This is a genomic window from Hymenobacter sp. FMD4 (assembly GCF_058932745.1).
Map to the genome: position 1 here is coordinate 209502 of NZ_JBZYWH010000002.1, position 26344 is coordinate 235845.

The window sequence follows — 26344 nt, forward strand, 5'->3', positions numbered from 1 at the left end:
TTTTAGCTGGTTTTGGTTACAGCCAAGCGCTGATTTGTGGTCTAGTGTTCGAGTACCGACCGACTTAAGTTGTGCGAAAGAACAGAACTTCTGAATATTTAACGTGAAGCTGCGCTTTGGCGGGGATGATACGCGGAGTAGAGAGTAGTTGGTTTTGGTGATTTTTAGGCGTTATACGCTGCGCTTGGGGTTAAGGGCGTGCGGGACATAATGTTGAATAAATAGATAGGCTTAGAAAGGCTGTAATACTCTAGCGTGGACTTCAGTCCACGTCTATCAACCGAACAGCCTCATGGCGTCAACCGTGCGATGATATTGTTCTAGCAAACGCAGAATGAAGTTCGTGCTACGCCAGTTCTCGCCGGGCCACGGCGGCGCGGATGTCTTCGGGCGTGTCCTTCGGAATGGCCGAAAGCAGGCGCTTGGTGTATTCATGCTGCGGATTCGTGTACAGCTCGGCCGCTGGGCCCTGCTCCACAATTTTGCCCGCGTTCATCACCAGCAAGCGGTCCGACATGAAGCGGGCCACCGACAAGTCGTGGGTGATAAACAGGTAAGTAATGCCAAAGTCGCGCTTCAGGTCGTTGAGCAGGTTGAGTACCTGCGCCTGCACCGAGACGTCCAGCGCTGACACGGATTCGTCGCAAATGATGCACTTCGGCTGCAGGGCCAAAGCCCGCGCAATGCAAATGCGCTGGCGCTGGCCACCGCTGAACTCGTGGGGGTAGCGCAGATAATGCTCTTCCTTCAGCCCCACGGTGCGCAGCAGTTCCAGCACGCGGGCTTTCTGTTGCTGACGCGTACCGCCCACATTGTGCACGCGCATCGGCTCCAGAATGGCTTCGCCCACGGTCAACATAGGATTCAGGGCGGCGTAAGGATCCTGAAATACCATCTGAAAGTCGCGACGGCGACGGCGCAGCTCCCCGGTTGGCAGCTTCGCCCAGTCATCCCCATCGAACAGAATTTTGCCCGACGTTGGTTCCACCATCCGCAACAGCGTGCGGCCAAGGGTGGTCTTGCCGCAGCCCGACTCTCCTACCAAGCCCACCGTTTCGCCACGGCGAATATCGAAGCTTACACCGTCCACGGCGCGCACTACCTCAGTAGCGCGGCTGAAAAATCCTTTACGGATGGGAAAATGCACGTGCAGGTCCTGCACCCTGAGCAACACCTCTCCCGCAGTGCCAGCAACCGCGGCTCCCGGCCCGGCATCAGGCCGCACATCGGCAGCGGCGACTTCGGTGGGCGCAGTCGAAACCGGTGGTACGGCAGCACTGGGCATAGGCACGCCGGTTTCCATCAGTGGGGCCGTTTCAAAGCCTACCAAAGCATCGGCCGACTGTGGAACATCAGGATGTTCCACGGGAAACAATTTGGCCGTCTCAGTCTCATTCTGAGAGTTTGCACCGACCAAGACAGCGTCTTCGTTAGCAGGGCTTTGCAGCGAAACCGCTCCAGTGCTAAAAAAGTCACCAGCGGCGTCTTGGCGCATGAAATCGGCTACCGTCGGCAATCTTTTTTGGCCTAACGATAATTTTGGTCGGCAAGCCAACAGGCCTTTGGTGTAGGGATGCTGCGGATTGGTAAAAATGTCGAGCACCTTGCCCTGCTCCACCACCTTGCCTCGGTACATCACCAGGATGCGGTCGGCTATTTCGGCTACCACGCCAAGGTCGTGGGTGATGAAAAGCACGGCGGTGTTGCGTTGCCGGCGCAGGTCGTCAATGAGCTGCAGGATGCGGGCCTGCACCGTCACGTCGAGGGCGGTGGTGGGCTCATCGGCAATGAGAATGGCGGGCTGGCAGGCCATGGCCATGGCAATCATCACGCGCTGCTTCTGGCCGCCGCTGATTTCGTGGGGGTAGGCCTTGAATATTTTCTCCGGCCGCGGCAGCTGGGCTTCGGTGAATAGCTCGATGGTGCGAGCCGCCGCCTGCTGCTTGCTCAGCGAAGTGTGCAGCAGCAAAGCTTCCACCACTTGCGCCCCGCAGGTGTGCACGGGGTTAAGCGAAGTCATCGGCTCCTGGAAGATGAACGAAATTTCGTTGCCCCGCACGCGCTGCAGTTCTGGCTCGGAGAGGCGCAGCAGATCTACCTCGCCGCCCAGGGCCTCCGATTGAAAGCGCGCTTCTCCCCCACTCAGCCGGCCCGGCGGCATCGGAATCAGCCCCAGCATGGCCAGTGACGTCACCGACTTGCCCGAACCCGATTCGCCCACGATGGCCACCGTCTCGCCGGCGTGCAGCTGAAACGACACGCCTTCCACGGCCCGAGTAAGGCCGTACTGGGAGGCAAAGTCGATGGTCAGGTCGCGGACGTCGAGAAGGGGCAGTTTCATCAAGGCAATTTAGAGCTTAGAGCAGCAGAATTGGGAAGTAGAACGGTGTCTTAGTGTGGGTAAATAGGTGGTTTTGCGGCGGTGCAATGCTCAACAGGTACTGTCCAGACCTCCAGATTTGGGCTTCCGTTTCCGCCTTTGGGTGTGCGTAGCTGTGATTCAAGACCAAACCAAACTGCTAAGTGACCTTCTGGCAACCTTGACATTCAATCATTAGCAACACCGATGACAGCCCCAACCAATCCATCTACTTCAATAAAGTCGCCAACTTTAACGTCTTCAAGGCGCATAAGCAGCAGCAAGTGGATAGGGTCGCACTTACATCTTAGTTGCAAGAACGGTAGAATCTGGCGCAAACAACAACAGCCCGCACCAGAGTGGCGCGGGCTGTTCTATGTTCAGCTTTTAAGATTGCTTAAGCCACCTCCGTTGCCTCCGCGTCAAGCCGGGTCTGATTCGTTTCGGGCTGATTTTCAGCCTTCTTTTCTTCGTGGTGCTGAAAGAATTTGCCCTGATTCAGCAGGATGAACACCACGCCCATGAAAATGGCCGAGTCGGCGATGTTGAAAATGGGCCAGAGCGAGAGGTGCATATTGCCCACCAGCGGCCAGGAAGCAGGTAAAAAGCCCTCGTAGATATCGACGTACAGCATGTCGATAACCTGCCCGTGCAGCCAGGGTGTGGGGGCGGTGAAGGGGGCGTTGTTGTAGATGATGCCGTAGAAAATGGAGTCAACAAGGTTGCCGATAGCGCCGCCCAAAATAGCCGCGATGCACCAGATAAGGCCTTTAGGGGCGTGGCTTTTCCACAAGTGGTAGATATAGTAGGCGATGCCCGTCACAGCCAGCAAGCGGAAGAGCGTAAGCATGACTTTGCCATAAGGCGCCGGCAGTTCCACGCCGAAAGCCATGCCGGGATTCAGCGTGTAATGCAGCTTAAACCAGTCGCCAATCAGGGGGATTTCGCCCGGCATGCCCGGCTGCATGTAGGTGTGCGTGGCCCACTTCGAGAGTTGGTCGACGACAATTACCAGCAGGGCCAGCAGGTAGTATTTCCAGTATTTCATGAATTCGCTGATTTGGCGGCTCCGACGGAATTGCACTGCGCGTAGCATACAACTGCACCCCTATCTTATACCAACTGAGCACAAATTCTGGTGGAGCTTTGTGCCGAGAGAATTAGCCTTGCGGGGCCTGATTTGTGAGTTTTGAACCGTTTCAGACTACTCCGGCGGCGTTTTGTGCGCCGGTGTGCCGGAAAGCAAATTTAGCGGAAGCTGCCGCGAAAAAATCAGAACGCCATGTTGAGCTTGCCGAGACATCTCGCTGGATAGTAATCTTCTTGTTGAACAGTAGATTAGCTACCTGGAGTCAGCACGCGAGATGTCTCGACAAGCTCGACATGACGTTCATGAATTCAGCTTACAAACTTTTCACAGCTTCAATCTGGCTGTTCGACTTTGATCCAAGCTACAGCCGTGTAATCATCAAAATCGAGCACTGTGCCACGAGGATTCTCCTCGCCACGAACTTCCAATGTCAAAGCTTGTATTTCAGTGCGGATGTAGTCGCCGAAGGTTTCGACAGCTTGAGTTAGCTCAGGCTGGTTAGCATAGAGTAGAACATGAACTTTATCTTGCACTTGCAGTCCCAAATCTTTGCGCAGGTTTTGTAGGCGATTTACCAACTCGCGGGCCACGCCTTCGTGGCGCAGCTCGTCGGTCAGGGTCACGTCGAGGGCTACGGTGAGCGGGCCGTCGGTGGCCACGAGCCAGCCGGGCAGGTCCTCGGTGCGGATTTCCACGTCCTCGGGCGTGAGCGTGACTTGCAGCTCGCCAGCGGTTACGGATAGCCCGCCTTCCTTTTCCAGATGGCTGATTTCGTCGTCGGTCATGGCCTGGATGCGGGCCGCTACCACCTTCAGATTCGCCCCGAATTTCTTGCCCAGCACCTTGAAGTTGGGCTTCACCGACTTCACCAGTACGCCGCTGGTATCGTCGAGGAACTCGACGTGCTTCACGTTTACCTCGGCGCAAATCAGGTCTTCTACCTTGCCAATCTGCTCCCGCGTGCTCTCAGTGAGCACCGGCACGAGGATGCGCTGCAGGGGCTGACGCACCTTCAGCACCGACTTCTTCCGCAGTGAGTGCGTGAGCGAGCTGATGCGCTGAGCCAGATCCATACGCTCTTCCAACGCCTTATCGATCAGGCTTTCTTCGGCCTGAACCAGCAACGACAAATGCACCGATTCAACGGCCAGCGGCGTGTTTTTCTCCATGGCCTCGGCGCGCATGCCGTCGGTCATGTTCTTGTAAAGCCACTCAGCGAAGAAGGGCGCTACGGGCGACATCAGCTGCGCCACCACCACCAAGCACTGCTGTAGGGTTTCGAAGGCAGCTTTTTTATCGGCCGTCAACTCGCCTTTCCAGAAACGGCGGCGCGAAAGGCGCACGTACCAGTTGGAAAGCTGGTCGGTGACGAAATCCTGGATGGCGCGGGCCGCTTTGGTGGGGTCGTAGTTGTCGAAATGGCCCTGCACTTCAAGGATGAGCGACTGGAGCTTGCTCAGGATCCAGCGGTCCAGCTCCGACAGCTCGGTCAGGGGCACGCGGTCGAACTCGCGGGCCTGAAACTCGTCGAGGTTGGCGTAGAGGGCGTAGAACGAGTACGTGTTGAAGAGCGTGCCGAAGAAGCGGCGCTGCACCTCCGTGATGCCCGCGAGGTCGAACTTAAGGTTGTCCCAAGGCTGGGCGTTGGCAATCATGTACCAGCGCGTGGCGTCGGGGCCGAACTTGGCAATGGTCTCGAAGGGGTCGATGGCGTTGCCGAGGCGCTTGGACATCTTGTTGCCGTTCTTATCCAGCACCAAGCCGTTGGCAATGACGTTCTTAAAGGCCACTGAGTCCTCCAGCATCACGCCCAGCGCGTGCAAGGTGAAGAACCAGCCGCGGGTTTGGTCGACGCCTTCGGCAATGAAATCAGCCGGGAAATTGCGGCGGAACTGGCCTTCGTTTTCGAGCGGGTAGTGCCATTGTGCGTAGGGCATGGCGCCGCTGTCAAACCACACGTCGATGAGGTCCGTTTCGCGGTACATTGGCTGGCCGGAGGGCGAGACGAGGAAAATGTCGTCGACGTAAGGCCGGTGCAAGTCCACTTTCTCGCCGTTGGCGTAGGGGTTGTGGGTCATGATGTCGGCCGCTACCGCCTTATCAATCTCCTGCTTAAGCTGCTCCACCGAACCGATGCAGATTTCCTCCGAGCCGTCCTGGGTGCGCCAGATTGGCAGCGGGGTGCCCCAGTAGCGCGAGCGGCTTAGGTTCCAGTCGACGAGGTTTTCCAGCCAGTTGCCAAAGCGGCCGGTGCCGGTGCTTTCGGGCTTCCAGTTGATGGTTTTGTTGAGCTCGATGAGGCGGTCCTTCACGGCCGTGGTCTTGATAAACCACGAGTCGAGCGGGTAATAGAGCACGGGCTTGTCGGTGCGCCAGCAGTGCGGGTAGGTGTGCTCGTATTTTTCCACCTTGAAGGCCCGGCCGCGCTCCTTCAGCCGCACGCTGATGTCCACGTCGAGGGTGCGGTAGTCAGCAGCGGAGTCGTCGTGACCGTCGTAGTTCTTCACCCAACGGCCGCCGAATTCGCCCATCTGGGGCACGTAGCGGCCCGTACGATCCACGATGGGCCCGGGCTTGCCGTCGTCGCCCATTACCAGCAGGGCCGGAATGTCGTTTTGCTGAGCTACACGGAAGTCATCGGCGCCGAAGGTGGGCGAGATGTGCACGATGCCGGTACCGTCTTCGGTGGTCACGAAGTCGCCGGGAATGATGCGGAAGGCCCGCTCCTCCCCTTCGAAGGCCGGGAAGCCGTTTTCGTGGCCGAAGAGGCGCTCGTAGCGGATGCCGACGAGGTCAGCGCCGCTAAACTCGGCTAGCTGGCGCCAAGGCAGCACCTTGTCGCCGGCTTTGTAGCCTTCCAGCTCGGCCTGCGAGCCCTTTTCAGAGAAGTGACGATTTACCAAATCCTTGGCCAGCACCACTACCTGCGGCTCGTGGGTGTAGGGATTGAAGGTGCGCACCACGGCGTAGCGGATGTTCTTGCCCACGGCCAGACCGGTATTGGCTGGCAGCGTCCAGGGAGTGGTGGTCCAGGCGAGGATGTACACCGGGGCTCCATCGGCCAGGGCGAACAGCTTTTCCGAATGCTCGTTCTGCTTTACTTCGAACTCGGCCACGATGGTCGTGTCCTTTACGTCCTTGTAGGTACCGGGCTGATTCAGCTCGTGCGAGGACAAGCCGGTGCCGGCCGCCGGCGAGTACGGCTGAATCGTGTAGCCTTTGTAGAGCAGGCCCTTGTCGTATAGCTTTTTAAGCAGCGCCCAGCAGCTTTCGATGTACTCCGGCTCGAAGGTGATATAGGGGTCGTTGAGGTCGACCCAGTAGCCCATTTTCTGGGTCAGCTCGTCCCACTGGTGCTTGAAGCGCATCACCGTCTCGCGGCACCGCTGGTTGTACTCGTCTACCGTGATTTTCTTGCCGATGTCTTCCTTGGTGATGCCCAGTTCCTTCTCTACCTGCAGCTCGATGGGCAGGCCGTGGGTGTCCCAGCCGCCTTTGCGGTTTACCTGGAAGCCCTTGAGCGTCTGGTAGCGGCAGAAAATGTCCTTCACCGTGCGCGCCATCACGTGGTGAATGCCCGGGGCGCCGTTGGCCGAGGGCGGGCCCTCGTAGAACACGAACGTTTCGCGGCCCTCGCGGGTGCTCACGCTCTTCTCAAAAATGCCGTTTTCCTGCCACCAACGCAGGATGTCGCTGCCCACCTGGGCGTAGTCGAAGGGCTGCTTGTATTCGGGGTATTTCATCGGTCAGAAAAGTGCCTTATAAGGCCTCATTCCTAGCTCCTCTCCGAAAAGAAAGGGCACTAATGCTGGTATGTAGCTCTAGTGCGGCGCTAGGAAAGTCGGTTATCGAAAGCAAACAAAAGGAAAGGCAAAAAGGCTCAGAAGCAGAGAGTAAGACTAAAAGCGTGGCCCCTCATTTCCTTCGGAAAGGGGGCCGGGGGGCGTGGCTTTCACGGTCATGCGCTCCAAGTTTAGCTCCAGGTCGTCGTCTTCTTCGTGGTACTGCTCATCGTAGTGCTGAATCAGCGACTTATCGATGGGCTCATCCTTGCCGTGCTCAAAGGTGACGAGCAGAGCCGGCAGCAGAATCAGGTTAGAGAAATTAGTAATCAGCAGGCTGGCCGACATCAGCACGCCCAGGGCCTTCGTGCCACCAAATTCACTGAAAGCGAAGATGCTGAAGCCCACGAACAGCACGATGCTGGTGTAAATCATGCTAGTACCGGCTTCCAACAGCGAGGTGCTGATGGCAGCCTTTACGCGGCGCCCGTTCAAGGCCATTTCCTGCCGGAACTTGGCCAGCAAGTGAATGGAGTTGTCGCCGTCGATGCCGAGGGCAATGCAATAGATCAAGGCAGTAGCGGGCTTCAGCGCAATGCCGAAAAAGCCCATCAGGCCGGCCGTCAGCAGCAGAGTGAACAAGTTTGGAAGCAAGGCAAAGACCACAGAACGAATCGAGCGGAAGAGCATCAGCACCACCAAACCCACCAGCGCGAAGGCCAGCACGAGGCTTTCGCGCAGTGTGCCGATGATGAATTCGTTGCCTTTGGTGAAGAGGATGGTGGTGCCCGTCAGCTTCACATCCATGCCCGTACCGTTGAAGATTTCCTTGATTTGCGGCTCGATTTTGCGGGTCAGCAGGGTATCGAGGTTACGCGAACCGATGTCGGCAATCTTCAGCGAGATGCGCGCCTGCTGGCCTGTGGAATCGGTGAAGGAGCGCAGCAGCTTGCTATCCATACCACTGCCTTCCTTGCCTTGGGAGCGGGCCAGGTAGCTCAGGATGAAGTTGCGCTCGGAGTTGTCGGGCAAGCGGTAATACCGCGGGTCGCCGTTGTAGAAGGCCTGTGTGGCAGCCTTCAGGAAGGTCACGATGCTGATGGGCGAAGTAAGCACCGGCTGGGTGCGCAGGTAGTTCTCGAGGCGGTCAATGCGCTCCAGGTTTTTCAGGCGCAGGATGCCGCGCTTCTTGCCCGTATCGATGACGATTTCCAGCGGCATCACGCCGTTGAAGTGCTGCTCGAAGAACTTCAGGTCGGAATTTACCGAGGAGTTGCGCGGCAAGTCGTCCACCATGTAGGCTACCGACTGCACCTTGCTGGCCCCCAGTACTCCAAGCCCAGCCAGCACCAGCGTAATGGCGTACACCAGCCCACGGCGCTCCAGCACGAGGTAATCGAAGAACTCCAGCAGCTTGGTTAGCGGCTTGGCATCGAGGTGTTCCAACTGCTTGGGCGTGGGCGGCGGCAGGTAGGTAAAGACGATGGGAATCAGGATAATCGAGATGAAAAACGCCGCGAAAATGCTGATGGTAGCCACCCAACCGAACTGTGAGAGAATGGCAATGCCAGTGAAGCAAAACACGAAAAAGCCAATGGCCGTCGTGGTGTTGTTCATCAAGGTCACCAACCCGATTTTGCGTAATACCCGCGTCATGGCCAGCACCTGATTGCCGGATTTGCGGTAATCGTAGTGGTAGCGCGAGAGCAGGTAGGTGCAGTTCGGAATGCCGATGACAATGAGGATACTGGGAATCAGGCCGGTAAGCAGCGTAATCTTATACCCCAACAGCACGATGGTGCCCACGCACCAGATAACGGCCACCCCCACAATGAGCAGCGGAAACACCACCGCCGACCACGTCCGGAAAAAGGCAAACAACGTGACGCTGGTGACCAAGGCGGCCAGCAGCAGGAAAAACTTCATCTCGCCGGCCACCTTGCTGGTCATGGTGGAGCGCACGTAGGGCAGACCGGCGTAGTGCAGCCGAATGCCGGTTTTCTTGGAGAAGCGCTCGGCGTGGCCCAAAATCTTGCTCATCACGGCTTGCCGGCGCGAGGAGTTAAGGTACTTGGGGTCCATGGTGAGGGCCAGCAGCGTGGCCCCGGTAGTAGGACTAATGAGCTGCCCTTTGTAGAATTCCTGCTGATTGACCACCCGCATCAGCGAGTCCAGTTCGGCCTGCGTCTGCGGAAAGGTGCGGAAGATAGGTGCCGTGGCAAAGCGCTGCCCGGCGGTGTCCTTGGTCAGTTGAATGAGTTTGGTGACTGACAACACGCCGCTGACGCCTTCTTCCTTGCCCAGCGTATCGGTGAGGATACGCAGCTCGTTGAAGTTGCCCAGTCGGTACACCGAGCTGTCCTGCATGCCCAGCACCAGCACGTTGCCATCTTCGCCGAAGGTCTTTTTGAACTCCTGGAAGTAGATCATGTCCGGGTCGTTGGGACTCACGACCTGGGCAAAATCATAGGTCATTTCCACGTCTTTTGCCTTCCAGGCCATAAACGCGGTAATGATGGCCAGCAACCCAACGAGCAGGCGGCGGTTCTTGATAATCAGCAGGGCAAGCTTACTCCACATTAGCGCATCAGGAAAATTGCAGCAAAGGTACATAAACCCCTCGGGGCTATTTTTTCAAGTTGGATTGTACCTAGGAATGAAAATTCATAATCGCAATAAGTATTTGTAACTCACCAGGTTGAAAACCCCGTATAACGGCGTAGTTTTCTGCCAGTCGATGCAACCCACCCTTGTCACGGCGGCTCGTACCATACAATGACGTTATATTCTTCGCAGGATGCTTCGCTGACTCTGAACGCGGCTTCCAACACGCTGCATCTGAGTTTCAACGCCACGTACCTTGATCTTTCTTTCGGGCAGGCATACCACTGCGCATTGCAGGAAATGCTGACCAACAACGTAGGGAAGCTGCTACTGGACCTGAAGCGCAACACCCCCTCCACCGACGACCACGAGCAATGGCTCCTGGAGTCGCTGCACACGCATGTACCCGCCCGCCCGGCCCAGCCGCTATTTATCGCGGCGGTGCTCAGCGAAGGTCAGTACCAGTACCAGATCAGCAACTGCCCAGCCAGCACCACCTTTACGCCGGGGCAACTTCACCTCGCGCCGCGAAGCTCCGGCTTGGCTTAGCAGTCAATAAGCACGATTCCCAACGAAAAAGCCCCGGACTGTCCGGGGCTTTTTCGTTGACGACTACATGGGAAAGCCCGCTCCCATCAGCGCGTAACCTCCAGCCAGCCCTTCCAAGTCTCGCCGTTGCGAGCCGTGAGCTGGTAGTAGTACAGACCAGTCACCACGTTACCGGTGCCCCAGCCGTTGGTGTAATTCCGCTGCTCGAATACCTTCTTGCCCCAGCGGTTGAAGATTTGAATATCCACGGGCTCAAAAGTCACGAACGGCTTAAACGTGTCGTTCTGCCCGTCGCCGTTGGGGGTAATGATGTTGGGCAGGCTGAACAGCTCTACTTCGATATCAAACGTCTGAGTCACGGAGCAGCCGTTACCATAGGTAGCGCGTAGCGTCACTTGGTAACGGCCTAGTCGGGTGTAGGTGTGCGTAGGCGATACGGCAGTGGAGCGCACATTGCCGCCAAAATTCCACTCAAAGCCCGTAGCACCTTGGGTGGTATTGGTAAATACCACCGGTTGGTTTACGAACGTCTGCCGTCGGTAGGCCACGTTGAGCTGCGGTTGGGCAAATACGCGGACCTGCACCGTGTCGCGGCTGACGCAACCGCCGGCTCCCGGGGCAGTTACCGACAAAAAGTAATCCGTAGTCACGGTAGGCGCCACCGTCAGCAGTTGGCCGGTTACTACACCACCACCAGTACTGGCGCTCCAGGTGTAGGTAGCTCCAGGCAAGCCACCATCAGCCGCCGCCAGTTGCACCGTGGTGCCGGGACATATGGTCTGATCAGGCCCAGCCAAGGCCACTGCCCCTTGCTGTACCTCGATGGTATCGACGGCCGTCTGGCTTTGCAGGCAGGCCGTGGTATCGAGCACCGTGAGGGTGACGATGTAGCGGCCGGGAGCAGTGAACGTATGCGCTACGGTGCCGACCTGGGTGGTAGTGCCACCGTCACCAAACGACCAGCGGAAGGCGTTGCCGGCCTGCGTACTCGGGCGGAAATACACTCGAAAAGGCGAGCAGCCGCGTTGCACGCGCGGCCCGGTGGGCGTATTGGAAGGCACAAAACTAGCGCGCAGCTGCAGGATGTCCATCTTGAACGCACCGTTGTTGAAACCGCTGCGGGCCGACGAGGAAAAGGCATTGCTAGTGGTGGGCATGCCCCCGCTCACGCACACCGATTGGTAAATGATGCCTTTTTTATCAAAGCGCGACGTGCCGCCATCCACGTGTGGGCCGTTGTTGCCGAAGTAAGACCCATAGACCAGGCCACCGGCGTTGGGCGACAGCTGCATCAGGTAAAACGAACCGCCCGTGGAGGTACGCTGCAACGCATCGGGCGTGGTGGGCGCGCTATCGACGCTGCCCACGGTAAACGAGCCGCCCCACGCCGAAAGCAGAATCTGCCCGCAGTTGTCGACCAAAAAAGCCGTGGGTGACATATTCACTCCACTGCCCGAAGCAGTACCCAGCGTGGTGGAAAACTGGGTGGCCGATAACTCATAGTTCAGCTTGTGCACGAACAGGCGGGCATTGGTATTGGCGTACACGCCCGGCGTGACGGGGTAGTTGCCTTCGGTCTGGCCCAGCACGTACACGTTGCCTTCCTGATCGAGCTGGACAAAATAAGCCTGCTCGTAGGCACTGGTGCCCAGAAAGGTGGCCCGCTGCACCGCCGAGCCATCGGCCGCTACGCGGGCCACAAAGCCATCGGTGGTGCCGCGTGAGGTAGCGTACAGGCCCCCGGCGCTACCGGCCATACTGCTGCTGGTGGTGCCGCCGCTCACCACCACGTTGCGCAGGCTATCGAGCTGCAGCGAATAACCGGCTTCTTCGCCCGCCCCGCCCAGGTATGAGGCCCAGGTAAGTGTGCTGAGGTTGGGAGTAAGCTTGGCCACCACGGCGTCGCTGCTGCCGGTCAGGCTGCGCTGGAAACCGGTGGCAGGAAAGTTAACCGAGCGCGTCACGGCGGCGCAGTAGATGTTATCGTCGCGGTCCACAATGACGTCGCCGCGGTAATCATCGCCGTAATTGCGCCGCAGGATGCCGAGGATTTGTCCATCGTTGCTGCTGCCACCAAGGTAAGTAGAAGCCAGCAGCGCATTGCCGGCCGCATTAAGCTTGCACAGCACGATGTCGGTACCACCGTTGTAGGAGTTGTCAAACGCGTTGCCGGCAATGGGAAAGCCGCCGTCGGAAGTGCCCATAATCACTAAGTCGCCCCGGTTGTCGACCACCATGCTGTGCGGGTGGTCGTTGCCACTGCCGCCGATGTAGGTAGCGTACAGCAGGGAAGCCGCGCCGCTGGTGGCCGCGGGGTCGAACTTCATAATACCCATGTCCCGCGCACCGCCAAAGCTGACGTCGTAAGCGCCGGTGGTGACCGGGAAACCTGTGTTGAATACCACGCCGCCGGCGTATAGATTGCCGGCCGGGTCGTAGGTGGCGGTGTAGCCGTAGTTGTTGCCCGTGGAGCCGGAGTACGACGAATACACCAAGACCGGGTCGATGACAAGCGGCAGGCGCCGGTTGTAGCCTTTGGGCAGCGCAAACGTTACGGTGCGTCCTTCAACCCGAAACCGGCAGGCTACTTCGCGCCGCTTGCCGCCCACGAGTTGGTAGGCCACGGGACGCCTTTCCAGTACCTCGCCTACCGAGGTACCAATGCGCAACGTGCCATCATCGGCCACGCGCAGGCTTTCGGCGCCGTCGTAGCGCAGCCGAATGCGGCTGGGGTCGGCACCGGCAGCTAGCTCAAAGTCGTATTCCAACTCGTCGGCGCGGCTGTACAGGCGTAGGCTGGTGCCCGGATACAGGTGCCGGTAGCGCACCTCGGCGTAGGCTGGCACCTTGGTGGCCCATTTAGCGGGGTCGTCACCCAAGAAGTAGTTGCGCTGCGTAAGAGCTGGAGTGCTGGCGACCAGCTCAGCCTGCTCATCGGCTCCCTCAAAGGTTACCGAGTAGGCATGGGCCTTGATGCGGCCATCGGAGGCTTTTTCCGGGTGATGCTGCAGCTCGTCGACTGCCGCCGCATCGTAGAGGGCGTGGGTCAGGCGGCCTTTTTCAAGGTAAAGCCGGCCCATCGGCAAATCCACGGCGTACTGCACGCGCTCGGGCCACTGCTTTCGGTTTTGTACAAACTGCCAGTGCGGCGGGCTGGGTGTGGCTACCGTACCCGCCCGGGCTGCTCCCGGTTGGCTGGCCGCCGGCTGGGCATTGGCTGGCGGAACAGCTGCCAGCCAATGCCCAGCCAATACGCAAGCAGTAATTGTCAGGACGCGGCGCGCCCACTGGGTAGTTGTTTGCATAGCTTAATGGATAAGTGAAAGCAGAAACGCGCAAGCGCGGGTAGCATTGCCTCTGAAAAACAGCAAGCCGTCGGGGATAGACGAGCAAATAGCTTGCCCTCCCCAACGGCTTACATTAAAAATCTAAAATAATTTATACTACCAGGTGCTACAGCTGCTCAAAGATTCGGGCAAAGCTCACAGCATCACCGATATAGCTACGTAGATCTGCGATGGGCATGCGCGTCTGCTCCCGCGAGTCGCGGTGGCGCACCGTTACGGTGTCGTCCTCCAGCGTCTGGTGGTCGACGGCGATGCAGAACGGCGTACCGATGAGGTCCTGACGGGTGTAGCGCGTGCCGATGGAGTCCTTTTCCTCCACCACTAGGTTGAAGTCGTGGCGCAGCGCGTTATAGATTTCGTTGGCCTTGTCGGGCAGACCGTCCTTTTTTACCAGCGGGAAGATGGCGGCCTTGATGGGCGCCACGGCCGGGTGCAGGCGTAGCAGCTTGCGCGTCTTGGTTTGCTGCTTGTCGCCTTCGCCCTCGGTGATGGTTTCTTCTTGGTAGGCCTGGCAAAGCGTGGCCAGAAACAGACGGTCGGCACCCACGGAGGTTTCCACTACGTAGGGCACGTAGTTTCCGTAAGGCTTGCCAGTTTCGGGGTTGATATCGTTGTCGAAGTACTGCTGCTTTTTCCGGCTCAGGTTCTGGTGCTGGGTCAGGTCGAAGTCGGAGCGGGAGTGGATGCCCTCAATTTCCTTGAAGCCGAACGGGAACTCGTACTCAATGTCCACGGCCGCTTTGGCGTAGTGGGCCAGCTTTTCGTGGTCGTGGAAGCGCAGCTTATCGGCGGGTAGGCCCAGCACTTCGTGCCAACGGCGGCGCGTTTCTTTCCAGTGCTGGTACCACTCGCCCTCGGTGCCTGGGCGCACGAAGAATTGCATTTCCATCTGCTCAAACTCCCGCATGCGGAAGATGAACTGCCGGGCCACAATCTCGTTGCGGAAGGCCTTGCCGATTTGGGCAATACCAAACGGCACCTTCTGGCGCGCCGACTTCTGCACGTTCAGGAAGTTCACAAAGATGCCCTGCGCCGTTTCGGGGCGCAGGTAGATCTGCGAGGAGCCCTCGGCCACGGCGCCCACCTGCGTGGAAAACATCAGGTTGAACTGGCGCACATCGGTCCAGTTGCTGGTCTTCGATACCGGGCAAATGATTTTCTCATCGATGATGAGCTGCTTCACGCCGGCCAGGTCTTCGGCCGTGAGCAAGCGGCCCATTTCGGCTAACAGGGTTTCGGCCCGGGCAATTTCGCCATTGTTCTCGTACTCGGCGGCCTTTTCCTCCAGCAGTACGTCGGCGCGGTAGCGCTTCTTGCTGTCGAGGTTATCAATCATCGGGTCCGAAAAGCCATCGACGTGGCCGGAGGCTTTCCAGGTAAGCGGGTGCATGAAAATGGCCGCGTCGATGCCTACCACGTTTTGGTTGAGCTGCGTCATGGCCCGCCACCAGAGCTGCTTCAGGTTGTTTTTCAGCTCCACGCCGTTGGGGCCGTAATCGTACACGGCGGCCAGGCCGTCGTAGATTTCGGAGGAAGGAAATACGAAGCCGTATTCCTTGGCGTGCGACACGATGTCGGCCAGCGTGCCTTCGGTCGTATTGGCGGCGGATTGTTGCGTCTGCTTGCTCATGGGTTGGTATAGACGTGAGAAGTCAGAAGTGCGAAGTGAGTAGAGCGGTTGGCGCTAAAGCGAATCCCCGGCATTCTCCTCCTGCCTCTGAAATCAAGACAAAAGTAGGACGAAGTAGCGGAAGCTTTAACCTATTCCGCAACGGCCCGGTAGGCGTCAGGGCTCGTTACCAAGCTACTGCGGCGCCGAAAGCGTAGGTTTGCAGTATCAAACTTTTCCCCTCGGCCTGGGTACAAGGCTGGTTGCGCGTACTGCGGCGCAGGCCGTTGGAGTAACAATTTCATAATCTTGTGCCCCTTTTCGGCCGGTGTACTTTTGGCCGGCCAAACTTTTGCTCACCAATTTCCTCCTATATGCTTGGCTTAGAGCCTCAAGTGCTCCTGCTACTGCTGGTTTGTCTGGTTGCCGCCTGCGCGTTTGAATTCGTCAACGGCTTCCACGACACGGCCAACGCCGTAGCCACCGTCATTTACACCAACACGCTGCGGCCCTGGGTGGCGGTTGTCTGGTCGGCGTTTTGGAACTTCATCGGGGTATTCGGCGGCGGCATTACCGTAGCCATGGGCATTGTGTACCTGCTGCCCGTCGAAAGTCTCGTCGATCAAAACATTTACCACGGCATTGCCATGGTGGGGGCGCTGATTCTGGCGGCCATCATCTGGAACGTGGGCACGTGGTACTACGGTATCCCGGCCTCGTCTTCGCACGCGCTGATCGGCTCCATTCTGGGCGTGGGCATTGCCTTCTCGCTGCTGCCCGACTCGTCGGGCTCGGCCGTAAACTGGAGCAAAGCATCGGAAACGGGCTTGGCGTTGCTTATCGGACCGCTGTTCGGCTTCACGCTTACCATCATTGTGATGTTTGTGCTGAAGCGCTTCGTACGCTCCAAGGCTATTTTTAAAGAGCCGCACAAGCGCAAGCCGCCACCCCTCTGGATTCGCCTCATCCTGATCGTGACCTGCACGCTGGTCAGCTTTTTTCACGGTTCCAACGATGGCCAGAAAGGCGTGGGCCTGATCATGCTCATTCTGATTGGCATCGTGCCGTTCAAGTTTGCCCTCGACGAAACCCGCAATCCGCTGGAAATGCGCGGTTCGTTGGCGCAAGTGGAACAGGTAATGAGCCGCATCAACCCCGCCGAGCTGGCTCCCGACGAGCGGCAGGCCCTCACGGAAATTAACCAGCAAACCGCTACGCTCGACCGCATCTTCCTCGGCAAAACCGCCGTCGACGAGGTACCGGAGCCCGACCGCTTTGAGATTCGCAAGGCTATCCTGCTTACCTACAACCGCGCCAAGAAGCTCATGAACAGCGAGCGGGTGAGCTTAAGCCCAGCCGACCGCGCCAATTATGACAAGGCCATCAACGACATGCGTGGCTTCACCGATTACGCTCCCTGGCAGGTTTCCCTGATGGTAGCCCTGTCGCTGGGCATCGGTACGATGGTGGGCTGGAAGCGTATTGTGGTGACCATCGGCGAACGAATCGGTAAAGAGCACCTTACTTATGCGCAGGGTGCTTCTTCGGAACTGGTGGCAGCTACCATGATTGGGGTGAGCACCCAGTTCGGGTTGCCCTCGTCCACCACGCACGTGCTATCGTCGGCCATTGCAGGCTCCATGGTGGCCAACCGCGGCATCCGTAACCTGAACCCCGGTATGGTGCGCAACATCGCACTGGCCTGGGTGCTCACGCTGCCCGTGACCATGGCGCTGTCGGGTACCTTGTTCCTGCTGTTCCGGGCGTTGCTGTAAAGTCAGGCCCCTTTTAAAAGCAACAAAAAAGCCGCCCTAGACCGGGGCGGCTTTTTTGTTGCTTGGTTTATCCAAGCTTAATCGTGCCTTAACGTAGGTTTGGCTTTTTCGGTTACGATTGTACTGCTGGTTATTTGTTTTCAGCTACTTATCCACTTATCAACACGAAAAAAGGCTCATTTTGTGGATAACTCCAATCTAAGCGGGCCACTGAACTTCCAGGTCGTCGTTGATAAACACCCCGAAGTTTACGAACTGCAGCTCCCCTTCATCGAAGTAAAGATCAATCATCTCTTTCTCGTAGGATAGGCGCATTTCGCCGGTGTCTACTTTTTCCACCTCGCCATTTTCGTAGCCGTGGCGGCGCATCAGATCCTGAATTTCCTCCAGTGACTTGCCGTGGATAGGCTCACCGTAAAGGCGCATGCCGGGGTGGTCAGTCTCGATGCAAGACAGACGGTAGTCATCTTCGCGGTCGAAGTACAGCGAGTAGCCTTCCTCCAGGTAGTTCCAGGCCTGGTGCTCGAATTCGTCTTCGTCTTCCGACTCTTCAATTTCTTCCGGCTCGCCCATCAGGGCGCGTACTTCGTCCATGCTGGCGCCGAACTTCAGCGGGCCCATGCCTTGGCCCAACACGATTTCGTTTTCTTCGGTGCTGCGGGGATGGGGCGTGTTCATATCAGGAGTCATTTGGGGGTTGGTAGCGAGTAAAGGTAAACGGTGAGAGTTGTCAACTCATTTTCCGTAGCGGGTTTCGAATTCGGCTTTCTGCCGCAGGTACTCGGGGTGGGTTTTGGCTTCGTCCCACTTGGATTTGAAAATAGCAGCTGCTTCGGCCTTTTCCGCATCTTCTGGGTCGCGGGGTAGCTCGGCTCGGCCATGGGCGCCGCTCTGGCCTTTTTTATCGACCGGCACGGGGCCGTCGTACTTTTTGCCGCCGCGGTGATTGGCGTAGCGTCGGGCCCTGGTAAAGCCCATTTGCAGAAACTTGCGTGCCATGTCGGCTCCCACAAAGTCCTCAGCTTCTAAATAGCGCAGAAACAGGCCGTAAATCGACTCGGAGGACTCACGGGCTACGGCGGGCGTGCGGAAGCGCCAGAAGGGCAGGATTTCGCTCTTATAGGGCTGCACGAGCAAAACGCCCTGCTCACCCTTGCCCACACGGTACAGCTCAGGCCGCTGCCGAAAGTCGACTTGGCGAAAATCGAGGGTGTAATCGAACGGCATAGTGCGGCGGTGAGGAGCCTTATACGCAAACCTGCGGCGCAAGGCTTTTTCCACCAGCTAACTTTTTCGGGCGTTGATAAGTCCGGCCCCAAACCCAGCAGCCAAATTTCCAGCCCCGGCACATTTCCAATAGTGACCCCAACCTTCCTCCTTCCACCCAGAAGCTTGAGCAAAGCCAACTTTTCCCGAACTGAGGTTTTCCACCTGCCTAATAACTTTTCACTAAATAAAATTTTAAGATTCTTTTTTGTCTTCAGTTGTTAGGGCGGTGCATAAGTGGATAAGATTTGGGCTTATGCACAGGGCTTGATAACATGTGCACAAGAACGGATTTATACACCGGCTATCCACATAGGGTGTTGATTTCATAGCATTGATTTACTGATAATTAACAGCCTTTTAGACAATCCACATACTTGTGCACAAGGGTGTGAATTCACATCCGAGTGGATAGTGGATAGTGCCGAAACCGTGGGGAAGTTGTCCACGGCTGTCCACACCGCTCGGGCACTGGTATGGCCTGCCGACAGCCAAAAAAACTTATCCCAAAATTCTCCACGGCTATCCACCATTATCCAGTCGTTATCCACGGGTTATCCCCAGGTTACCCGCAGAGGGGGTAAAACTGTCCACAATGCCCTGTGGAAATGTGGATTACGGCTAAAGTAAGTTTCGAAAGCAGCTGATAGTCAAGGTGAAGTTACTTGCAGCTATATTCTACAGCATAAGTACGTGACCTGAACTATTTGTCGGAGCTAGTTCCCTATCCCTGCTGGAGTATCCGCGTTGGGTGAGGTAGGCTAGAGTAGGGTTACACTCGTTAATCGAAAGCTCAAGCCCGTCTTGACGGGCGGGATAAACAACGATTACCAGCCCCTATGTTCTTCGAGCATCTTACTCCTCGGCGGAAGAGAAAGACATGCCCTGGCCGCACTTCACAACTTAGGTAACAAAAAAGCCCCGGAACGGCATGTCCCGGGGCCAATATGGCTATTGGTAGCGGCTGAGCTAGAAGCTCAGTCGCAGGTTTTCAATTTCCCAATTGGCGCGTACCTGCTGCGGCTGGTTGAAAAACCACACCGGCTCGGCGGGTACACGCAGGTTGGGGTCGCCGCCCTGCCAGCGCCCGTCGCCGTTGGCGTCGATGAGGACACGCAGACTGTAAGTGCCTGGCGCGAGGTAGTCGAAGCGGAAACTGCGCGGATTCCGCAGGCTGGTTACTACCTGCTGGTTTTGGTCGAGAAGCTGCAACTCGAAGCTTTTGACCTTGGTTTGAACCGTGCCGGAAAGCGTACCGGTAGTCGACTGATCGGTGACGCGCAAGCGGATAGGGCGTAGGTTCAGCGGCAAGCCCGTGATGCTGGTCAGGGTCGTACTGTCGGGGACAATGCTGATGAAATTGCGGGCCCGCGTATTCAGATTGATGGCGAGCAGCGTGCGGTCGGGACTAAGGAAGCCATCGGCGGGCAGGCGCAGTGGGCGGCGCGTGGTGGAGTCTTCCACCAGGGTAGCGAAAGGCTTGTTAGTTGCCAGGCGCACCGGCTCGTTGAATTGCAGGCGCAGCTGCCCGGTGCGGGCTATTTCGCGCGGGCTGCCTACTACCTGATATTGCGGCCCGCGACGTGGGGGCGCCTGGCCTTCAAAACGCATGTTCACGGTATCCACGCCCACGTTACCGGCACTGTCGGTAGCCGACACCAAGTAGCGGGCCGCTGTTACGGCCGGCGTGCGAAAGATGGTGGCCGTTCGGCCTTTTTCCGTCAGCAGCACTGCTTCATTTAAAGCTGGATTGGCTGCCGCTTGGCCCAAGGCCGCCACGGTTAGCTGCCGCAGGCCTTCGCCGTAGCTAATGCGGTACAGCGTGGGTTGGGTTTGCTGCGACTGGATCAGCGGCCGGCGGGAGTCAGGGCGTACCGTGAGCAGACGCAAGGAATCCAGCCGGGGCCGTAGCTCCACGGGTTGCGGCAGGTATGCAATGCGCTCCGGCTCGTCGTAGCGGCTGTTCTGGTTTTTATCGAGCAGGGCATAGATGCGGTAGCTGCCCTCGCGCAGGTTGCGCAGTTCAAACGCGCCACTCTTGTTGGTGCGACCAATGTAGTACGGTCGGCTGCGCTTGACATCGGCGGTATCGGTAGTTGGGTACAAGGCAATCAGGGCTTCGGCTTCGGGCTGACCCGTAAGCAGCTGGGCTACCGTGCCGCGCACCGAGCCTGAATCCAGAGCCGCACCGGTGCTAAATGCTACCACCACGTTGGGCGCCACATTGCTTTCGGTGATGTCGACCACGGCTTCGTTGAAGTTGAAGACGTAGGTCGTGTTCGGGTCCAGCGGCTTATCAAAGCGCAGTTCAATGGCGTTGCGCTCTTCCCGGATTTTGTAGCGGTTGTCTTCGGCCAGGCTGGGCGTGACGAGCAGGTTCTTCTGCAATTCCTTCAGTTGCACCGGCTCCGAAAACACAAGTCGGATGCTTTGCTGGCTGACGTTGGTAGCGCCGGTTTTGGGCGTACTGCCCACTAGCTTGGGCGCCTCCGTATCCCGAACGCCGCCCTCGGGCGAGCTGATGGCCGCGCAACCGGTAAGTAGCAGCCCCAGCGGCAGTAGCAACGGCGTATTAGCGCGAACGAACATTGTAGAGCAGCAAAGTGGAAATCGTAATCAGGGCGCAAGCCCCCAGAATAGTCCAGCGGGCCCGCTTCGACAGCGGGGCCGGCGTGGGCTCGGCATCGGGCGGCGGCTCAGTCGGCACGAGTGCCTGCACCGAGTCGGGCCTGAATACCGGCAAAGGTATAACGACCGAATCGGCTGGTACCGGTGCCACTTGGGCCGCCGTGGGAACAGTGCCAAGAGCCAGGGCCAATCCAACCGGCGCCGCTACCAAACGCAACCTCCTCCTTAACCGGTATGCAAGCAAGGAAAAGGCAGGCATAGGGCGTAGTGCATTTGAAACCGGTGCGACGTCTCCCCTACCCCAGCAGGCCTAGGAAGCAGCCGGCGCCGCGGCCGATTTAGCGTCTTTGCCAGCTACGAAAATCAGACTGGAGTATTGTCCGCCGTTTTGCGCAGCCTGGCGGTTTGATTTATAGCCGGATTTCAAGGCCGCCAGCATGCCGCCGTTGCGTTCGGCCCGGTATTTTTCGCTGAGCATGCTCACGTAGTAGGCATCCAGCGGCAAGGGCAGCGTGTGGCGCAGCAGCAAGTGATGCTTACGGAAGAGTTTGCTGATGGTCTTGGCCGTGAAGTGGTACAAGTGCCGCGGCACGTCGTAAGCGGCCCACTGCTCGCGGTAGTACTGCGCGTCGGGGCTCTCGGCGTTGGGCACTGCCACGATGAGCACGCCATCGGGCTTGAGCAAACGGGTAAGTTGCTTGAGCGTGCCGTTTAGGTCGTGAATGTGCTCCAGCACGTGCCAGAGCGTGATGGCGTCGAAAGAGCCCGTCTCGAACGACGCCAGGTCGCCGGCACTAATGGGCTGGCCGGTAAGCTGCTCGGCCAGCTTGCGGGCTGTCTCATTGGGCTCCACGCCGGCCACTTGCCAGCCGGCTTTCTGGCAGGCCGCCAGGAAGTAACCGGTGCCACAGCCGTAATCCAGCACGCGGCCCTTGCGCGCCGCGTGCTTATTGAGCAATGATACCTTGCGGCGCACCGTGAAGGTGCGGGCTACCTGATATAGCTGGTTGATCAGGCCCTGTTTGGAGTCGGAGTGCGAAACGTAGTCCTCGCTCTCGTAGTAACGGCCGATGCTCTCGGCGTCGGGGCGCGGGTTGGTGAGCAGAAAGGTGCAGTTCATGCATTGCATGATGGCAAAGCTTTCGTGGCTGACGGAATGGTCTTCCACCACCATCTTCGGCCGAAAGTCACTTTTCCCGCACACCGGGCACTGATCCACGCGTTCGTACGACACCCTCGCTTCTGAAAAATTATGAATTTTTAAGGCTGAATTCTGAATTGCAGCCTCCTCCCGAGTGCTTTTCAGCAACAGGGATGCAAAGCTGCAATTCAGAATTCACAATTCAGCAATCAGAGCTATTTCCCTAAGTACACCATTAGCACCGAAATATCGGCCGGCGAGATGCCGCTGATGCGAGAAGCCTGACCGATGGTTTCGGGCTGAATGCGCAGCAGCTTTTCCCGCGCCTCGTGCGAGAGGGCGGGCATGGCTTTGTAGTCCAGCTTGCCCACGATTCGCACGTCCTCCAACTCGCCCATGCGCTTGGCCTGCTGGTGCTCCTTGTCGATGTAGGTTTCGTACTTCACGTGGATGCTGGCTTGCTCCAGCGCCTCGGTGCCGTAGGTGTTCAGGTATTGGTTGAGCTCCGGCAGGGCGCGCTGCAGGTCGGCTAGCTCCACTTGGGGACGGCGCAGCAGGTTTCCGGCACGGGTTTTCTCGCTGATCGGGGCCGAGCCCAACTCTGCCAACAAGCCGTTTATTTCACCCGGCTCCACCGGCTTTTTGTTTAGGTATTCCAGCACGTCGGCGGTCTGCTGGCGCTTTTGCTCCACGCGGGCCATGCGCTCATCCGAGGCTAACCCCAGCTTATGAGCCAGCGGCGTCAGGCGCAGATCGGCGTTGTCCTGACGGAGCAGGATGCGGTGCTCCGCCCGCGAAGTAAACATGCGGTAGGGCTCGTCGGTACCTTTGTTGACGAGGTCGTCGATTAGCACCCCGATGTAGGCCTCCGAGCGGCGCAGAATGAACGGCTCCAAGTCGCGCACCCGCAGGTGGGCGTTGATGCCGGCCATCAGGCCCTGGCAAGCAGCTTCCTCGTAGCCCGTAGTGCCGTTGATTTGACCGGCGAAATAGAGGTTGCGCACCGGCTTGGTTTCCAGCGTGAGGTGCAGCTGCGTGGGCGGAAAGAAGTCGTACTCAATGGCATAGCCGGGGCGGAACATCTTCGCGTTTTCGAAGCCCTGAATCTGGCGCAGCGCGTTGTACTGCACGTCTTCGGGCAGCGAGGAGCTGAAGCCATTCACGTACACTTCTACCGTGCTCCAGCCCTCCGGCTCCACGAAAATCTGGTGCCGGTCTTTATCCGCGAAGCGGTTGATCTTATCCTCCACCGACGGGCAGTAGCGCGGCCCCAAGCCCTTGATGCGGCCCTGGAACATGGGCGACTTCTCGAAGCCGGTGCGTAAAATTTCGTGCACCTTGTCGTTGGTGTACGTGATGTAGCAGGGGCGCTGCTTGGCGAGACGCGGCGTGTCGAGATACGAGAACTTGCTCGGCTCCTCGTCGCCGGGCTGTTCTTCCATACGCGAGTAATCCAGCGTACGGCCGTCCACGCGGGGCGGGGTACCGGTTTTCATGCGGCCCGTCTCGAAGCCCAACTCGCGCAGCTGCTCCGTAATGCCGGTGCTCTTGCTTTCGGCCGCGCGGCCACCGCCAAAGTTTTTCTCGCCGATGTGAATGAGCCCGTTCAGGAAAGTGCCGTTGGTGAGCACCACCGTCTTCGAGCGGAACTCGATGCCGAGCTGCGTGCGCACGCCCACGCATACGTTGCCTTCCACCAGCAGACCGGTTACGGCTTCCTGCCAGAAGTCCACGTTGCTGATTCCTTCCAGCGTCAGGCGCCATTCTTCGGCGAAGCGCATCCGGTCGCTCTGGGCCCGCGGGCTCCACATGGCGGGGCCTTTGGAGCGGTTCAGCATCCGGAATTGAATCATGGTTTTGTCGGTGATGATGCCCGACTGGCCGCCCAAGGCGTCCACCTCGCGCACAATCTGCCCCTTAGCTACCCCGCCCATGGCCGGGTTGCACGACATCTGCGCGATGGTGTTCATGTTCATGGTGATGAGCAGCACCTTGGAGCCAAGATTGGCTGCCGCCGCCGCCGCTTCGCAGCCAGCGTGGCCGGCACCTACCACAATTACATCGTATTCCTGGGTCAGCATAGCTGGAAGGTTGTTTCGTCGGTGATGAACAGCATCAGACCGCGTTTTGTGCCACATATTTTCGTTAGCCGTCATGCCGAGTGCAGTCGAGATGCCCCGACTGCGCTCGACATGACGGTCCAAAGTGTGGTCGAAAAGCAAAAACCGTTTCCACGCTCGGCGAAAACGGTTTTGATATTTCAATTGACGTAAGGTCTAACCCGCTCAGAACGTGTGCAAAGATACGCAAGTGCCTGCTTTTTTGCGCGACAGCACCCATTCAGCACCGGTGGAGTTTAATTAAACTAATCAATTAACGCTCGTGCTCAGCCTCGTCATTGTACTCAAAACTACTCGGCCAATCGGCCAGCAATTCAGCTGATTGGGCCGCGACCGTATCCCAAGAAAAAGGGAGCCAGCGGCCCGTCACGCAGTCAAATACCTCCGTAGCGGCTGGACAGGCAAAGAGCTTGTAGTCGAATTTGGGGTAATTGTGCACCACGTAGCCAGGATAGTAATACATCTTCCACTGTTGCTGGGCATGGTTGATTTTGAGCAGCATCAGGTATTTGCCCAAGCTGTGTTTGCGGTAGGCCGGGTCATAGAAATTCATGATGCCGGCCAGGCTACGCGAGCCGCTATCGAAGATGCCGGCCGCAATCAGCTGCTTTCCGTCCCGTACTTCCAGCACCTGGGTGGTAAAGGCATTGTGACGGGCGCCAGCCAGCAGGAAGGCTTCTATCGTCTCGGGTGCATCGAAAGTGATGGACTGGCGGTAGCGGGCGTACAGTTCCTCGTATTCATCGGTGAGCTGGAACGGCCGGAGCAGCACGTTGAACGGCTCATTGATGCGCAGCAAGCGGCGCTGCTCGCTACCCAGCCTGACGCGCGTCAGGTCCAGACGCAGCCAGTGCACGGTGTAAACGGTATCGTCGAGGGGCAGAAACCGGCAAGTAAACAGGTTCTGATGCATGCGGTAATACCCTTGGCTTAAGTAAAAATCCAGCACGTCGCCCTGAATCACGGGCGGAGAAGAAGGAGTAGCGGACATAGTAGCTAAGATGAATCCCTAAACTAAGGTTGAATCAGGGATGGTTCAACCAATTGAATGGTAACCGGCAAAAGAAAACGCCCGCGTTTCGGCGGGCGTTTTTGATAGTTAAGGTCGATGTATATGCTTAGAACGCACGCAGCGAAAGGCAGTCGTCTTCCTTCTTGCGCATGGCCGTTTGGCTCAGCAGATCTTTGTCTTTGTAGCCGAGCAGGTGCAGCACGCCGTGAATCATCACGCGGTGCAGCTCGTCGCGGAACGTGACGTTGTGCGTCTGGGCGTTTTCGCGCACCCGATCTACCGAGATAAACACGTCGCCCTCGATGATGTCGGCATCGTCGGCGTTGTCGAAGGTGATAACGTCGGTGTAGGTGTCGTGGTCGAGGTACTCCACATTTACGCGGTGCAGGTACTCATCGGAGCAGAACACGTAGGTGAGCTGCACGATTTTGTGCTCGTGCACGGCCGCCACGCGCTCAATCCATTCGATTAGCGCAGTAGCGTCACCAAGCTCGAAATCCACGTCTTCGACTACGAATTCGATGCCCGGTGCGTCGTGCAGCGGGTCGTAGGCTTCGTCGTGAGCGGGCGGCAGCTGGGTGTCGTCGTGCATGATCGAGCAGAAAAGAAATGAGGAAATCTAGGCTACGGCCTGACCGTTGGCACCGCTCGGGGGCAGGAAGAACGTGAGTTCTACCTTGCGGCCATCATTGGCAAACTCGACCTCATCGGCTAGGTGCCGAATCAGGAAGATACCACGGCCACCGGGATTTTCGAGGTTTTCGGGAGCCGTCGGGTCGAGCAAATTGGTATAGTCGAACCCGGGGCCTTGATCCTCAATCTCGAATTTCACACGGTCCTGATCTATGGTCAGGCACAGCAGCACGTTCTTGTCCTTATCGAACTTGTTGCCGTGGCGAATGGCGTTGTTCACGGCTTCCGTGACGGCCACCATAATATTACCATAGATATCGTCCTCGATGTGAAAGGTTTCCTTCGAGTTGTCGATAAAACTTTCCACCACGCGGATATTCTCGACGAGGGAAGGAATCTGGATTTTAACCTGCTTCATGGAGTGGAGAA

At 58.0% G+C, this 26344-nt stretch carries 17 protein-coding genes; 2 read left to right on the plus strand and 15 right to left on the minus strand.

Features of this window, described 5'->3' with window-relative positions; translation table 11 throughout:
* Positions 1-346 precede the first annotated feature (346 nt).
* The 4 genes from AC5FXY_RS02875 to AC5FXY_RS02890 form a co-directional block, all read right to left on the minus strand.
* A complete protein-coding gene (locus AC5FXY_RS02875) occupies positions 347-2341 on the minus strand; it encodes an ABC transporter ATP-binding protein (RefSeq protein ID WP_493555119.1) in 1995 nt (664 codons plus the stop codon).
* Between the two features lie 415 nt (positions 2342-2756).
* The gene (locus tag AC5FXY_RS02880) at positions 2757-3407 is read right to left on the minus strand and encodes a lipoprotein signal peptidase (protein ID WP_493555120.1); all 651 of its coding nucleotides are present in this window, start codon (positions 3405-3407) and stop codon (positions 2757-2759) included.
* Between the two features lie 374 nt (positions 3408-3781).
* Positions 3782-7192, minus strand: coding sequence for an isoleucine--tRNA ligase (gene ileS / locus AC5FXY_RS02885; protein WP_493555121.1), 3411 nt, complete (start codon positions 7190-7192; stop codon positions 3782-3784).
* A 156-nt stretch (positions 7193-7348) separates the two neighbouring features.
* Positions 7349-9811 (minus strand): efflux RND transporter permease subunit, encoded by a 2463-nt coding sequence (locus AC5FXY_RS02890; protein WP_493555122.1) that lies wholly within the window; start codon positions 9809-9811, stop codon positions 7349-7351.
* 195 nt (positions 9812-10006) lie between these two features.
* On the opposite strand from AC5FXY_RS02890, the gene AC5FXY_RS02895 reads away from it, so the two are divergent.
* A complete protein-coding gene (locus tag AC5FXY_RS02895) occupies positions 10007-10384 on the plus strand; it encodes a hypothetical protein (RefSeq protein ID WP_493555123.1) in 378 nt (125 codons plus the stop codon).
* Between the two features lie 86 nt (positions 10385-10470).
* Here the strand turns inward: AC5FXY_RS02895 and AC5FXY_RS02900 are convergent, their stop codons facing one another.
* Together AC5FXY_RS02900 and AC5FXY_RS02905 are read right to left on the minus strand one after the other, a co-directional pair.
* Positions 10471-13689 carry a DUF7948 domain-containing protein gene (locus AC5FXY_RS02900; protein ID WP_493555124.1) on the minus strand — a complete coding sequence of 1073 codons (3219 nt, stop codon included), beginning with the start codon at positions 13687-13689 and terminating at the stop codon, positions 10471-10473.
* Positions 13690-13837: 148 nt separating this feature from the next.
* Complete coding sequence (locus tag AC5FXY_RS02905; protein WP_493555125.1) at positions 13838-15361, minus strand: glycine--tRNA ligase; 1524 nt, start codon at positions 15359-15361, stop codon at positions 13838-13840.
* Positions 15362-15714: 353 nt separating this feature from the next.
* On the opposite strand from AC5FXY_RS02905, the gene AC5FXY_RS02910 reads away from it, so the two are divergent.
* Positions 15715-17115 carry an inorganic phosphate transporter gene (locus AC5FXY_RS02910; RefSeq protein WP_493555126.1) on the plus strand — a complete coding sequence of 467 codons (1401 nt, stop codon included), beginning with the start codon at positions 15715-15717 and terminating at the stop codon, positions 17113-17115.
* A gap of 198 nt (positions 17116-17313) precedes the next feature.
* Here AC5FXY_RS02910 and AC5FXY_RS02915 read toward each other — a convergent pair whose 3' ends face one another.
* From AC5FXY_RS02915 to AC5FXY_RS02955, 9 genes are all read right to left on the minus strand, one after another.
* Positions 17314-17793, minus strand: a complete 480-nt coding sequence (locus AC5FXY_RS02915; protein ID WP_493555127.1) for a hypothetical protein — start codon at positions 17791-17793, stop codon at positions 17314-17316.
* 57 nt (positions 17794-17850) lie between these two features.
* A complete protein-coding gene (locus AC5FXY_RS02920; protein ID WP_493555128.1) occupies positions 17851-18342 on the minus strand; it encodes a DUF4385 domain-containing protein in 492 nt (163 codons plus the stop codon).
* Between the two features lie 1008 nt (positions 18343-19350).
* A complete protein-coding gene (locus tag AC5FXY_RS02925; RefSeq protein WP_493555129.1) occupies positions 19351-20970 on the minus strand; it encodes an Ig-like domain-containing protein in 1620 nt (539 codons plus the stop codon).
* Positions 20954-21268, minus strand: coding sequence for a hypothetical protein (locus AC5FXY_RS02930; RefSeq protein WP_493555130.1), 315 nt, complete (start codon positions 21266-21268; stop codon positions 20954-20956). Before AC5FXY_RS02930 ends, AC5FXY_RS02925 begins: the two co-directional genes overlap by 17 nt.
* Positions 21269-21319: 51 nt before the next feature.
* Positions 21320-22243: a methyltransferase domain-containing protein gene (locus AC5FXY_RS02935; RefSeq protein ID WP_493555131.1), complete on the minus strand. Its 924-nt coding sequence runs from the start codon at positions 22241-22243 to the stop codon at positions 21320-21322.
* 122 nt (positions 22244-22365) lie between these two features.
* Positions 22366-24228 carry a tRNA uridine-5-carboxymethylaminomethyl(34) synthesis enzyme MnmG gene (mnmG, locus tag AC5FXY_RS02940; protein ID WP_493555315.1) on the minus strand — a complete coding sequence of 621 codons (1863 nt, stop codon included), beginning with the start codon at positions 24226-24228 and terminating at the stop codon, positions 22366-22368.
* A gap of 295 nt (positions 24229-24523) precedes the next feature.
* A complete protein-coding gene (locus AC5FXY_RS02945; RefSeq protein ID WP_493555132.1) occupies positions 24524-25261 on the minus strand; it encodes a GNAT family N-acetyltransferase in 738 nt (245 codons plus the stop codon).
* A gap of 127 nt (positions 25262-25388) precedes the next feature.
* On the minus strand, positions 25389-25874 hold the full coding sequence (ybeY, locus tag AC5FXY_RS02950; protein WP_493555133.1) for an rRNA maturation RNase YbeY: 486 nt from the start codon (positions 25872-25874) through the stop codon (positions 25389-25391).
* A gap of 27 nt (positions 25875-25901) precedes the next feature.
* Positions 25902-26333: an ATP-binding protein gene (locus tag AC5FXY_RS02955; RefSeq protein WP_493555134.1), complete on the minus strand. Its 432-nt coding sequence runs from the start codon at positions 26331-26333 to the stop codon at positions 25902-25904.
* Between the last annotated feature and the right edge of the window lie 11 nt (positions 26334-26344).